12 protein-coding genes, 1 tRNA gene and 1 pseudogene are annotated in these 11,876 nt (G+C 58.6%); 10 read left to right on the forward strand and 4 right to left on the reverse strand.

Translation table 11 applies throughout. The features are described 5' to 3' along the window. Nucleotides 1-65: 65 nt before the first annotated feature. Together AB7008_RS06530 and AB7008_RS06535 are read right to left on the reverse strand one after the other, a co-directional pair. Entirely contained in the window at nucleotides 66-1,037 is a 972-nt protein-coding gene (locus AB7008_RS06530) for an AraC family transcriptional regulator (protein ID WP_441258648.1), read from the reverse strand. A gap of 1,923 nt (nucleotides 1,038-2,960) precedes the next feature. Continuing rightward, the gene (locus tag AB7008_RS06535) at nucleotides 2,961-3,173 is read right to left on the reverse strand and encodes a hypothetical protein (RefSeq protein ID WP_038936780.1); all 213 of its coding nucleotides are present in this window, start codon (nucleotides 3,171-3,173) and stop codon (nucleotides 2,961-2,963) included. A 557-nt stretch (nucleotides 3,174-3,730) separates the two neighbouring features. Between AB7008_RS06535 and AB7008_RS06540 the strand changes: the two genes are divergently transcribed. From AB7008_RS06540 to AB7008_RS06555, 4 genes are all read left to right on the forward strand, one after another. Continuing rightward, nucleotides 3,731-3,916 carry a hypothetical protein gene (locus tag AB7008_RS06540; protein WP_244433088.1) on the forward strand — a complete coding sequence of 62 codons (186 nt, stop codon included), beginning with the start codon at nucleotides 3,731-3,733 and terminating at the stop codon, nucleotides 3,914-3,916. Between the two features lie 71 nt (nucleotides 3,917-3,987). After that, nucleotides 3,988-4,545: a hypothetical protein gene (locus AB7008_RS06545; protein ID WP_157788454.1), complete on the forward strand. Its 558-nt coding sequence runs from the start codon at nucleotides 3,988-3,990 to the stop codon at nucleotides 4,543-4,545. A 55-nt stretch (nucleotides 4,546-4,600) separates the two neighbouring features. Continuing rightward, a complete protein-coding gene (locus AB7008_RS06550) occupies nucleotides 4,601-5,548 on the forward strand; it encodes a restriction endonuclease (RefSeq protein ID WP_244433089.1) in 948 nt (315 codons plus the stop codon). Between the two features lie 9 nt (nucleotides 5,549-5,557). Beyond that, on the forward strand, nucleotides 5,558-6,016 hold the full coding sequence (locus AB7008_RS06555) for a tyrosine-type recombinase/integrase (RefSeq protein WP_038936785.1): 459 nt from the start codon (nucleotides 5,558-5,560) through the stop codon (nucleotides 6,014-6,016). 120 nt (nucleotides 6,017-6,136) lie between these two features. Here AB7008_RS06555 and AB7008_RS06560 read toward each other — a convergent pair. Further along, nucleotides 6,137-6,209 (reverse strand) — tRNA-Ile (locus tag AB7008_RS06560). A gap of 673 nt (nucleotides 6,210-6,882) precedes the next feature. Between AB7008_RS06560 and AB7008_RS06565 the strand changes: the two genes are divergently transcribed. Then, the gene (locus tag AB7008_RS06565; RefSeq protein ID WP_038936786.1) at nucleotides 6,883-7,155 is read left to right on the forward strand and encodes a hypothetical protein; all 273 of its coding nucleotides are present in this window, start codon (nucleotides 6,883-6,885) and stop codon (nucleotides 7,153-7,155) included. 526 nt (nucleotides 7,156-7,681) lie between these two features. Next, nucleotides 7,682-7,831: pseudogene (locus tag AB7008_RS06570) on the forward strand (DUF3551 domain-containing protein); the annotation flags it as partial. Nucleotides 7,832-8,497: 666 nt separating this feature from the next. Here AB7008_RS06570 and AB7008_RS06575 read toward each other — a convergent pair. Then, nucleotides 8,498-8,863 carry a hypothetical protein gene (locus AB7008_RS06575; RefSeq protein WP_244433091.1) on the reverse strand — a complete coding sequence of 122 codons (366 nt, stop codon included), beginning with the start codon at nucleotides 8,861-8,863 and terminating at the stop codon, nucleotides 8,498-8,500. Here AB7008_RS06575 and AB7008_RS06580 point away from each other — a divergent pair. The 4 genes from AB7008_RS06580 to AB7008_RS06595 all read left to right on the forward strand — a co-directional run bounded on the left by AB7008_RS06580 (nucleotide 8,850) and on the right by AB7008_RS06595 (nucleotide 11,844). Then, nucleotides 8,850-9,143, forward strand: a complete 294-nt coding sequence (locus tag AB7008_RS06580; RefSeq protein ID WP_240536566.1) for a hypothetical protein — start codon at nucleotides 8,850-8,852, stop codon at nucleotides 9,141-9,143. The genes AB7008_RS06575 and AB7008_RS06580 overlap by 14 nt on opposite strands. Beyond that, nucleotides 9,140-9,355 carry a hypothetical protein gene (locus AB7008_RS06585; RefSeq protein WP_240536567.1) on the forward strand — a complete coding sequence of 72 codons (216 nt, stop codon included), beginning with the start codon at nucleotides 9,140-9,142 and terminating at the stop codon, nucleotides 9,353-9,355. Before AB7008_RS06580 ends, AB7008_RS06585 begins: the two co-directional genes overlap by 4 nt. An 11-nt stretch (nucleotides 9,356-9,366) precedes the next feature. Beyond that, the gene (locus tag AB7008_RS06590; RefSeq protein ID WP_028144232.1) at nucleotides 9,367-9,657 is read left to right on the forward strand and encodes a hypothetical protein; all 291 of its coding nucleotides are present in this window, start codon (nucleotides 9,367-9,369) and stop codon (nucleotides 9,655-9,657) included. A gap of 852 nt (nucleotides 9,658-10,509) precedes the next feature. Next, the gene (locus AB7008_RS06595) at nucleotides 10,510-11,844 is read left to right on the forward strand and encodes an NtaA/DmoA family FMN-dependent monooxygenase (RefSeq protein ID WP_038936787.1); all 1,335 of its coding nucleotides are present in this window, start codon (nucleotides 10,510-10,512) and stop codon (nucleotides 11,842-11,844) included. The last annotated feature ends 32 nt before the right edge of the window (nucleotides 11,845-11,876 follow it).

The following is an 11,876-nucleotide window of genomic DNA, read 5'->3' on the forward strand; positions in this document are numbered from 1 at the left end:
TGTGCGGCCTTCCTGCGGCCTTGGCCTGACGCCTTGCGCCGCCGCTCCCGCTGCCCATCCGCGTTTCAGCGGCCGTCGCCCGCGCATTGTGAGGGGGCGCAGGATGACTTCTGCCTCACGATTGATGCGGCGCGCACGCCTGATGGCGTCTCGCCGAAGCGTCGGCGGAACGAGCGATTGAAATGAGAAACATCACCAAAGCCGACTGCAAACGCGATATCGATGATGGCCAAATGCAGATGGTGCGGGTCAGTCAACATCGCGAAGGCACGCTCAAGCCGACACCCTGCAAGGTGCTCGGTGAAGGACTTTCCGGTCTCTTCGAGCAACTTTTGCACGTATCGCCGCGACATACCGAGCGCTCCAGCAACATTGTTCAGATCGCCATTGGGATCGCCGAAGCGTTGCGCGACCTCCGCCAGGATCGCCTGAAGCTTGGCTGCCTTCACTCCACGCTCCGTAACGATTGCAGCTTCGGCCGTCGGCCCGAGCGTTGCGGCCACGAGATCGAGGAGATGTACGCCGACGGTGGAGGCCAGTGTTGATGACGGAGGTTCTTTGAAGGATGCGAGCGACCGCAGGTAGCGGCCGAGCAGTCTAAGCGCCGGTTCGGGACGCACCGGCCGACCTGATAGATCTTCCGGCTGCGCAACCAGAGACCTAAGGGCGGCAGCCGGCACGGTCACGAATTTGACGCTGGCGCCACGCGGCCCAAATACTCGCAGCAGCCTTCCCCGGTCAACCAAACAAGCGGCGCCGACATCATAGACATGTTCCTGGCCAGCATTTGCAAATTGGACCGGGCCAGCTTCGACGATGTTCAGTCCGAATTGGTCACGGCTATCCTTGAGGTGGCGTTTGTGACGGATAAACTCCACCGGCGTGGTGACAATGCTACAAACGCCAACCGGGCCGAGCGGCCAGTAGGTGACATTGATACGTGGTCGGCCACCGCTGTGATCTATCACGTCCAAGGCGAGGTTCAGCCGCGCAAACTCTTCACGGAACGTGGAGAACCGTGTGCGCTCCGGCAGCATCTCAGTCGACCATCGCACAAGGGGAAATGACGTTGGCATGCCGGCCTTCCGTTTCGGTGCCCAACCACACAAGAACGACTGAGCCGCACGAAAGAAATCTGTAAATTCCTCGAATGACGCTAAGACGTCTCAAGAGACTATATCGGACCGCGCTTGGGTGCGGGTGTGAGGTGGATTACAGGGTAGGACTTCAAGAAAATGACGAGGAATTTCCCGTCAGGCTTTCGATGCTGACACGGTTCGCATCGAGGTTGCGATGATGCGCGAAATGCCGGAAGGGCACGAAGAATTTGCGTGTGCAACTTTCAGGATGCGCATGTGTAATCCACGGCCGATACGACTGTCGTCACTCCTCAAAAGGTGGAGAGAACACCGTGCCTAAAGGCCGCCAACCGAGACAGCTTTACTCACTCTTAAATTCTGTGATCTTTCGATCCTCAAACCACAGCTCTACGTCGTAGCCGTCAGCCAAGCATCTGGCGCGCTTCTTGGCTTCGGTTTCGTCCTCGCACATTAGAACGATGCGAAGCGCGATATGCCCGTCGAGGTCCATGATATGTGCGCGGTACTCTTGCATCTGCTCCCTACGCGCTCGGTCGGCCTGAGACGACCTTATTGCTCAGGGGGTTGCAGACCCGGCGACGTCAGCCATTTGTCTAGATTAGAAGCGGTTTTAAGCTGGCGCAGTTTGCGTTCTAGAAGATCACGTTGCGGTCCCGGCTGCGTGTTTTCCAGCTCCGCTATGATGCGGGCTCGTTCCGCATTCAGGTTGTTGTTAATGTGGGATTGTGGGTGTCGTCCCATGGCACTCTCCTTTCCCTGCGTGAATTGGGAGGGAGCGCAACCGGCGTTCTCGTCACCGATCCAAAGCACGGTGATAGAACCAATGTGCACCCGGAACCGGAGCGACGCCAGAACAAAAGTTGACCCAGCAAACGTCTACGGGGGGTCAAAACGCGACTTGCGTTCTGGGTCGGCTCTCGGGCCGGACCGAACGGCCTTCCCTGCTGTTTGATGCCCCCGGCCGGTACGCTTCCTTCTCGTTGGGGGCACCGCCGGTCGATGGGGGGATCAGCTTCGCCCGCCGCCCTCAGGATGACGGCAAGGTCGGCATCCGCAAACATCAAACGAGCCGGATCGAACGGCGGGGCGAGCGGCGGATTTTTTAGCCGCCGCCGAAGCCAAGCCCACAGCTCCATGGGATAACCTGATTTGAGAATATGGGGACGCGGTACGCACTAAATTTTTGTACCGGGTGTGTGAACTGGTTCACATTGGCCCACCCTCATCAAGCACAGAGTGACGCTGGAGGACGAAGCTATGTCCAGCATCCCTGAGTGGCTCACGGTCGACCTGGTGATCATCGGCTTTTCGATTGCGATCATCGGGACCGTAGTCTGGATTGTTCCCTGACGTAGCTCAGTTTCGCAGCCTGGCATCCTTGGGCGCAGCGAGCTGAACAAGGGCGGAAGCGATTGCCTGCGGGTTCTAGCCGCCATCGGCCCCGTCCCTGGCCCGGCGGCAGCTTCGCCGCCCGGTGCATTGCCCGCCGTCCTCAGAAGGTGGGCAATATCGGCATCCGAAATCGTGAAGCGAGCCGGATCAATCGCGACTAGCGGCGGCTCTCGGAGCCGACGCCAGAGCCAAGCGCGCAGCTCCAGCATGTCGAGCCGTACCGCCGCCGCAACGAACGCCTCGAAGAACCGCTGGCGCTGCGCTGCGTCGAGCCGCGCCCAGCCTTCCAACGTTGCCTCAGCCAGATCAGTGCGCCGCATCTCCGTGAACCTCAAAATCGAATTCAGCATACGAAACCCGAAAAATGGAAACTGTAAATATGCTGAAGTGGCGCGGTCGCGCGGTCCCCGCGTTTAGCCCTGGCCCCCGAGGGACCCGAAAAGCGAATAGGATGGCGCGTGGTGCGCGTCAGAGCGCTGCGCGCTGCGCGCTTCGCATCAGGCCCGCTGCACTTAACCTCTCCCTGCCTTTCCTGAGCGCGACGGCGACGACGATGGTCTCGCCCGCGACCTTGGCCTCGCGGGCCTGTTCGAGCGAATACGCGTGGAGGCCAAAAAGCGGCTTGGGAAAATTCTGGCCGGGTGTCGTCTGAAAGACCGAAAAGGGGATGGGGATTGGCACTGGCTTGCTCCTGTAGCTGGTGGGTATCCGACCCGTTCAGCCATCACTGTCGCGTGCATTAAAACATTGTTTTTGCTTGTAAATCTATTCTCACGCACTTCGAGTAACGCTCTGGAAAAGGCCGGTCGGGCCATGTCTTTGCCAAGACGGAGGCGCCCGCCAAAAACGCGATCGGTACCGCTTTCCTTCGCCCCCCGGTTGTGGATAGTGTGCGGGCGGCGGAGGAGATTAAGAAGAATGCGTAATGTGGGATTGGCCGTGGCGCTCAGCGTCACGCTAGCAGGCTGCGCTATTCAGCGAGCCCAAGTGGCGCAGGACGCCCGGGCGCAGATGGTCGGCCTCTCCAAGGAACAGGTTCTCGGATGCATGGGGCCACCCGCGAACAAGGCTGCGGAAGGCCAAACCGAAGTTTGGTCCTACGCGTCCGTGGTAACGTCGGACTTCTGTGTCGACGGGCCGACGACATTTGGGAAAATGCTGCGATCATTCAAGATGTAGTCGCACGTATTGATCGTTCGCGCATTGTTGTGTGCGACTGTACGGGTAGAAATCCGAACGTGTTCTACGAAGCCGGTATCGCCCACACCCTCGGTCGAGAGGTGATCCTAATCACGCAGAACGAAAATGATATTCCCTTTGACCTTCGACATCTCCGGCATGTCCGCTATCTCAATAACGCCGAGGGACGCGTTGCGCTGATCGAAGCCTTGCAGGGTCGAATGCAGACCATTCTCGGGCACTAGTAGATCGATGACGTGCCTGCTTAACGTCGCCCGATGCCTAATCTGGCGGTCGGAGCCAAAGGGGGAGTTGAATGAGGGCATTTTCGATAATCGTTGTGTTGTTCAGCACCGTCGCCGTTGCCGAGGCCGAAGAGGCCGCGCCGAGCCGGATCGACAGCATCACCAAATCCGCGCGAGACATGATGCCATCGCTGCCCTCCGTGTCACTGCCGTCGATGCCGGACCTTTCGCTTCCGGACTTCTCGGATGCAACGGGCAAGCTGATGATCGAGTTCAACACCTTCACCCAACAGGTCGGCGATGCTCTGCCGATCCTTGAACAGATGGGCTATGAGGTGACGACTTTCAAAGTGACGTGGGGCCTGCCACCAAAAGCTCGGCTTCGCTTGAAATCAAACAGCAACGCCGACATCCAGAAAGAAAATGCCATCGCCGCCAAAGCGACCAGTGGCGGCGTGCTGGTCACGGCCCTCATCACCAGCGCAGCGACGGCGAAGCGCATCCAAGGCACCATGAAGCTCGGCACAGCGTACCTCGACGTGGACTTCGCTGTCCCGCCGAGGGTCAACATGAAGTTCGTCAATCTCAAAGCCAGCGAGAAAGAGGAAATTGCCGCGCGACACGGATGACTTGGAGATTTCGTGCAAATAGAACCGCCCTATCCGTCTCGCCTGTGGAGCAGCCGTGTTCGTCAATGTGACCAACGGAATTAAGACGTGGCTTGTGGGCCTCTTCGCCTCAACCATCACCCACACGACGCGCCCCGAAGATCGGGTCCTCGCGATACGCTGGCTTAGCCAATCGCGCGAGGTCGTTGCAAGCGAAGTAAGCTCCCTCGAAAAATTGAGGCAGTTGAACGCGCTGATCAATTCACGGACGACCATCAAGGCGATGGCCAAGAGCATATCTGCAACCGTTTCAAATTACCGGAAGTCAAATCTATCATTGTCAATGAAGATCGCGTTACCGGCCACTCTCGCTGCAATCCCGTTGGTCGGTGGCCATGCCGCTGGCATAGCAGCGTTTGGTGGCGCTCTTGGCGTTCCGGTACTGTTGCTGGTCTTTCTCGGTACGGCAGGCATTACCTCGATTATCGAAGCTGTCGTGACAAGCCCGGAGGCACGAACCGATATTGCGGAAATCATCGACATCATCATTGAAGACGAGCGACTACGTCAGACTAGCGCACAAATGAAGGCTGCAATGAAAGAGCAGCCGATGGATCCCACCCGGTTCGCCATGCCGGTGGAGGAGATGGCGCTCCGAAAATACTTGCTCAGCATGGACCCCTTCAATTTCGAACAGCACAGCATGAGCTTTTTTCATAGGGCTGGCCTTGAGGCTTGGGTTACTCGAAAATCGAATGACTTTGGTGTCGATGGCTTTGCCGTCCACCCTGACGGCCTAATGATCGTCCAATGCAAGCGAAACTCGACGGAGAATAAAGTTGGCCGACCGACCATCCAGCAATTCAAGGGAGTTGTGGAAGAGCAGAATGCGCATCGCGGCTACATCATCACAACGTCAACATTTACAGAGGATGCAATTGTATCAGCCGCGCTGACTGACAAGATCGTGCTCGTTGCATTGGATGATCTGGTGCTCTGGCATGCAGAGCCACCGATATTTTAGCCTCCGGCCATGATCCTGCGGCGTCCCTCCGGCTTCATCGAACCGTGCCTGTCGTCGAAGGTGGCGCGACCACCGTCCGGCCAGTTTCGGTGCGGGTGTAATGTGCCGCTGATGCAGGAGACGGACATCATTGCGGCGACGCCACTGACCGGCACCGAGACCTACCTCGTGACATCGTTCGGCAAGCCGTTCACGGCGAACGGGTTCGGCAACAAGATGCGCGAGTGGTGCGACGAGGCGGGCTTGCCGGAATGCTCAAGCCACGGCCTGCGCAAGCTGTGCCTGACGCGGCTCGCTGATTACGAGGGGCCCGATGGCCGGGTGCTGGACGTGCGCGACTTGCAAGCGATCAGCGGTCACAAGGATCTGCGCGAGCTTCAGGTTTACATTGAGAACGCCGACCGGAAGCGCCGTGCGAAGCGCGCCATCGCGCAGCTCGAAGAGGCTCAGAAAACGAGGACGCGATGAAGTCGCTGGCGCAGAACAAACCGTGGTGAAAACTGAGAAACGAATTTGTCTAGTTGTGGTGGTTGAATTTGTCTAATCGGCAAAAAGCGCTGAGAGATCAAGGGCCCTTTTTAAGGGCGGTGGGCCCGGCAGGACTCGAACCTGCAACCAGACCGTTATGAGCGGCCGGCTCTAACCATTGAGCTACAGGCCCCGCCGCTGAAAGGCGACCGCGCGGCGGCGCCGGGATCGTCTACAGGTTGGCCGGCATTCCGGCAATCCCATATCGCTTCAAGCGAAATAGGGACTAGCTCGCAGTCGGCATTCAGCTTTGCAGGTCAAAGCTCGCGAGCCGCCGACCGGTCGAGGATCCTGATCCCGCGTTGCGTATTGTCGCCGTCGGACGCAGAATTCCTGAATCGAAAGCCCGAAAACAAAGAACTTCGACTTTGACTCTACCGCGGCTAGCCGAAACAGTAGCGCGCGCTCAATCGGTCAGGGAACAGGCGCTCGTAGGCGGCAACACACGAGGTGCAACCCTGCGATGGCGCTTGAATTCGGCGTCCGGGAGCTCGTTTTTGATGAATTTCACCACATCGAGTGTGGGAAGTTGCGATATCGCCAAGCCCAGAGCTGCCCCACTTTAGAAAGACATTCGAGGCCGTTGCCCGGATCCGAGAACCGTCTTTCGCATGGGCAGCCTGTGACCGGAGCGTAGCTGATGTAGTGTCGCCCCGACGCGCGACACTACGGATCGAGGTCTTCCTTTGAACCATGAGGGTTGGACTGCGCTATCTGGCAATCGGCGTTTGCGCCATTGCCGCAGCCTGGCTTGTGATGAATTGGCTCGTCTAGCATGGCGGGATTATTTCGTGGGGGTTGCGTCAATGCACGATTGGAAGAGCGAGCTCGATGCGCTCGTCGCTGAAACGATGGCCTTCACCGAATCGCTGAAGGTAGAGATCGAGCGGCCCCGCTCTGTGCCGAAAAAAGTCGTTGAGCCGGGTTGCCTCAGCGTGCCCGACTATGGCGGCAGTGAACGCGATGAGATCAGAAAACGGGTCGAGAGCTTCAAAGCTCAGCAAGAGCGCTTCATGCGCGAGCGTGAAGAGTATGCCAATTCCCTGCTGCGCCGGATCGAGCGGGTCACGAAATCGTAGGATAGCTCAAGCTCACTGAATCGTCATGTGGCGCTGCCGGGCCCGCTCAAGTCGCCCATCTCAAGCGATGCGCGCTCGCGGAGTACCTGATGGCCGATCTTCCACTCCTTTAGCTCATTGAAGCGCGCCGATTTGTGACCGTCCCCGAATTGACTTATTGCGCAAGCGCGAGAGTGCTCAAGCTCCGATCGGCTGTTGCCGTAGAGTGTTCCGCCGCACACGTTGCCATCACGCTTGAAAAATGCGCGTCTTTTTAGAAATAGCAGGAATGCTGCTTGAAAGCCGGAGCGACTGACGCTTGGAGTTCTTTCGAAGGCGATCGGCCAAACCGTCTACGGATTGTTTTGCCCTTTACCAATATCAAAATATCACTTCTGGATTTTCTATCCTCTCAAGACTTAACGGAGGCTAGATCATGCGCAACCTTTTCTTCATCGCTGTGTTTGCACTTCCGATGCTCGTCGGCTTTGGATCGCCTTCGACCGCCGCTCCGCGGGGGCGTTAGCACATCCCACCGGCTCGGCAGGACGTTTATTGCCTGCAGGGACGTACCTTGGGATATCCTGGCAATTGCCAGTTTTATGACCAGTGTATGGCCACCGCCTCCGGTACCTCAGCCTATTGCGGGATGAATCCGATCTACGCATTCCAGCGACAAGGATGGCGATTGCGCTGATGTGATCGTCAAGCGTGATCGAGACATCAGTCTTTGCTCATCTAAATCGAATCGCCCGCTGTGCAGGTAAGGGTTGGGCTTCCGCCTGGTTGGACGTCCACATTCGAGTAAGCTCGCGTCCTCAGTTGCATTGCGACGCCAGGCAACAGCGAACCGGACACAATGCCTTATCGGCGTCACGTTCGATCGGGCATCCTCTCGCACCGCCCCGGCCTCAATCGCCGACGGCGCAACCGTCGGCACCGGTCGAAGCTCCCTTGACTTCGTGCCATTGGCGGTCCCGGCGGATGATCTTGGTTAGGCGCCCGTTCGCTCGTTCAAAATGCTGCTGATCGTGCGACGAGCCGCGACCTCTTCGCTCTACGCCGCAGCCCGGGACCCTGTTCGTTGAGATCAAAATTTAGATCAAAAATCCCATTCACGTCCACGCGCGCGGCGACGATCAACTCTAAGGGCCGCGAGTAATAGCGACCGTGCCATTGTCCACGCCGATATCTCCGCGGAGACAGGGAACGGCCGGATTTGTGATTTCGTATTCTGGCCTTTCCGCCTTGCAGCGGCCGCGCCCGGGTCGAGCTTGAGGGGAGGGCGGTAACCTCCTGGAGAGCGGGAGGAAACGAATTGGATATGCAAGCAACACACCGACTTTGCTTTGTTAGGTTTTCCTCAGCGTCGTTTTTTATTGTTGGCGTTGGCATCGTCCTGCCGGCGTGGATTGGCTTCCACGCCGGCGGATCCAGTCTGGTTGGCCTTCTGCTGCTGACCTCGAGCGTCGCTGGATTGTTTCTGGCGCCCCTCAGCGGGTACATCGTCGACCGACATAGTCGGCTCACAGTCAGCGCGACGGGGCAAGCAATCAGGGCCTGCGGCCTTTTTGTGTTGGCCCTCGTGCAGCTCCTCCCCGAGGACCTCTCGCGACCACTCCTGGTTCTTCGGCCATTCTCGGCGCGTTCGGTTAGCGCTGCTGGCCGGCGCGATGAGTGGGTTGCTCCAGTCAATCGTTCCCGAGACCGAGCGCATGGCATTCAACATCCGCCTCTCCTTCTTCAATCAGGCCGGTCTTGCCCTCGGGACAGGTATGGCGGGCTATGCCATAGATCGTCTCGGCGGCGCTACCACAGCCGGCCTATCGGCCGGTATGGCTGTGGCCATTCTGCCTTTGCTCGGGAGGCTGACGACGGGAACCGAAAGCAGTCGCAGTTCGATAAAGGGCCTTACTCCGCTTTCCGCTTCGCGTGAAGTGTTCCGCTATCTTCTGAACGAACCGCAAAGCCTGTCCGCCGCGGTCACGGTGGGACTGGCCTTGCGGTGATCCAGATTACAAACCTATTGTTGCCTGATTTCGTTATTCATTCGCTTGGCGGCGGGAGCGATCTCTTCGGCATGCTCGAGATGACCGCCGCGATCGCCGGCATGGCCGCTCTCGCTCTTGCCGGGATACCTGCGCTCGCCAGGAAACTGGCCCGAGCAACCGCCGCGGTTCTTGCAGGGGCCCGGCCTCATTGGTTGTGCTGTCTTTTGTGACCAGCCCGCTGATGGCGATCGTGCTCTATGCCATAGCTGGAATGCTGTGGAGCCTGTCACGGGCCGCGGCCAACGGACATCTTTCGACCGTTGTGGATTCGGCCCTGATTGGGCGCGTCCAGGCCTTCACGACCCTGCTGACGGCCGGGCTCGGTGCGCTGATCTTCCTCCTTCCGACCCTATTTCCAAACGCAATTGAGGCCGCGCTTTATATGGCATCCGGAGTGACGATCCTCATCACTATCGCGCTCGTCGGTCTATGGACCCGCAGCCTGAGATACGCGGGCTCTCTGAAGAGCTGAACATTCAGAGTGGCTCATATTGACGCGTCTCTGCCGAACCGCTTCTGGCGGTCAAAAAGAGGCAAGACATGTATTCTCGCATCCTCGTTCAGGTACGGACTATCTCATCGAAATCCACAAACTGCGATGACTGATCCCCGTACTTAGGCAGATGGCTCCAGCGTCCCATCATTGCCAACCACCCTACCGGTCGTCACTGCACTCGGACCCGCGTGCCCCTTCGGGGGGCTATGCTCACGCTCCTACGGGTGCCATTTTGCGTTTAGGCGATGCGCCCCTGGCGCACGCCGCAGATGTTGGCGCGCAAGGTCGAGACAGGACGGCCTATCAGTGATCCATTGCAACTCATTACCTTGAGATGGCTCGGATTATGACGATGGGGCTATCAGTCCTGAAACATCAGAACGCGCAAGCTTGATTACGGCGCGATCGCCCTTCTGTTCCGAGCCGTGCACCCTGAGATTCAATCTTTGTGCGCGGGGCGCAGTATGATGCATAGACGCAAGCAACGCTCTTGTCGCTGGCGCTGGAATGCCTTGTGGCGCATTCGTGTCTACGCGACTCTGAGTTGGTCGCTGCGTCGGTCCGTCGATGTGATGCAAACCAGATAGATGGGGCTTCTCAGTCACGGAGTTTATCGTTCCGCGCCATGAGGCATTCCCAACAGAAATTAATTATCCGGCGGCACGAATTGAAACAGGCATTCTTATTTTTCCTCCGCGGTTGACGCTGGTCGGCTACTCTACAATGTTGGAGTGCCATGACGCGTTCATGGCTACCGAAAATTGAGAAGAGTGCGATGCCGTTTTTGACCTTCCGGTCCACCTCTACACGAACCGCATGTGCCGCGTGATGACGTCAGTGCTTGAACGTGAGCTTCACCTTGGCTTGAACCTGCATGGTGCTGGGGGACATACCGCAGCGTGGCGGTGGCCCGGAAATTCTCCCGGCGCATTTTACGATATTGAGCATTACGTACGAGCCGCGAAGCTCGCCGAGCGTGGAAAGCTCGACGCGGTTTTCCTCGCCGACACGCCAGCGCTCGATCCAGCAATCGAGAAGCACCCACCGCTCAACGGCATCGAGCCGACGATCACGCTTGCCAGCATTGCGCGAGAAACAAAATTTGTCGGCCTGATCGGCTCGGCATCCACCACCTACAACGAACCCTATAACCTCGCGCGCCGATTCCAGTCGCTTGACGTTGTCAGTGGCGGCCGTGCGGGCTGGAACGCAGTTACGACGTCCAATGTCTATACGGCCAGGAGCTTTGGCGGCGACGTGCTGTCACGTGATGACCGCTATCGCCGAGCCGAAGAATTTGTGGAGGCGGTGCGAACCCTTTGGCATAGCTGGGGAGAAGGCGCTCTTATCCTGGATCAGGCCTCGGGGCGGTTTGGTGATCCGAGCAGGCTGCGGACGACGAGGCATGCCGGCGAGTTCTTCGACATCAGCGGGCCACTGACACATCCCGGCTCAAGACAGGGGCAGCCGGTTATTTTCCAGGCCGGCGGATCCGATCCAGGGCTCCGGTTCGCGGCCCGAAGCGCCGATGCCGTGTTCTCATCGACAGGCGATTTGGAAATCGCCCTGCGCGAGGCCGATCGCCTCAGGTCGTTTGCTTCTCAACATGGACGACGGGCGCCCCTTGTCCTGCCGGGTATCGTCACGTTCGTCGGCGGAACCGAAGAGGAAGCAATCAAGCGCAAGGCGGAGCTTGACGATCTAATCAACTTTGACGTTGCCCTTGATGCGCTGGCCAGTCGTTTCGGCTTTCCTGCCGAAAGGCTGAAGATCAACGAGCCAATCGACCTCAGCTTACTGCCGGGACATGCGGACGCTGCTTTTTCCATTGGCCAACATCGCACTGTGGAAGCTCTCGTGCGCTCCGGCAAAACAGTCCGCCAGATCATCGTAGAGGCGCCTGCTTACGGCCACCGGGTGCTGGTCGGATCGCCGGAACAGATTGCCGCATCCTTCGAAGAATGGTTCCGGGCTGGCGCAGTCGACGGGTTCAACGTCATACCTGATGTTCTGTCCGACGGCACGCCTGCGTTCGTCGATCACGTTGTTCCCGTTCTTCAGCGGCGCGGCTTGTTCCGCTCGGATTATCGCGGCGAAACGCTGCGCGAGCACCTCGGCATCCCACTGCAGGGCGAGCGCACCGACCAGGTCTCCGCCGCCTGAGTGCTTCTCCTTTATCACATTCGGAGCTTATC

This window comes from Bradyrhizobium sp. 521_C7_N1_3 (assembly GCF_052075975.1).
Taxonomy (GTDB): Bacteria; Pseudomonadota; Alphaproteobacteria; order Rhizobiales; family Xanthobacteraceae; genus Bradyrhizobium; species Bradyrhizobium japonicum.

Coding starts and splice junctions, on each gene's coding strand:
- AB7008_RS06530 (WP_441258648.1), bottom strand. CDS start 1,037: ATGCTGCCGGAGCGCACACGGTTCTCCACGTTCCGTGAAGAGTTTGCG.
- AB7008_RS06545 (WP_157788454.1), top strand. CDS start 3,988: ATGAGGGCATTTTCGATAATCGTTGTGTTGTTCAGCACCGTCGCCGTT.
- AB7008_RS06555 (WP_038936785.1), top strand. CDS start 5,558: ATGATCCTGCGGCGTCCCTCCGGCTTCATCGAACCGTGCCTGTCGTCG.
- AB7008_RS06565 (WP_038936786.1), top strand. CDS start 6,883: ATGCACGATTGGAAGAGCGAGCTCGATGCGCTCGTCGCTGAAACGATG.
- AB7008_RS06580 (WP_240536566.1), top strand. CDS start 8,850: ATGGCATTCAACATCCGCCTCTCCTTCTTCAATCAGGCCGGTCTTGCC.
- AB7008_RS06575 (WP_244433091.1), bottom strand. CDS start 8,863: ATGTTGAATGCCATGCGCTCGGTCTCGGGAACGATTGACTGGAGCAAC.
- AB7008_RS06590 (WP_028144232.1), top strand. CDS start 9,367: ATGGCGATCGTGCTCTATGCCATAGCTGGAATGCTGTGGAGCCTGTCA.
- AB7008_RS06595 (WP_038936787.1), top strand. CDS start 10,510: ATGACGTCAGTGCTTGAACGTGAGCTTCACCTTGGCTTGAACCTGCAT.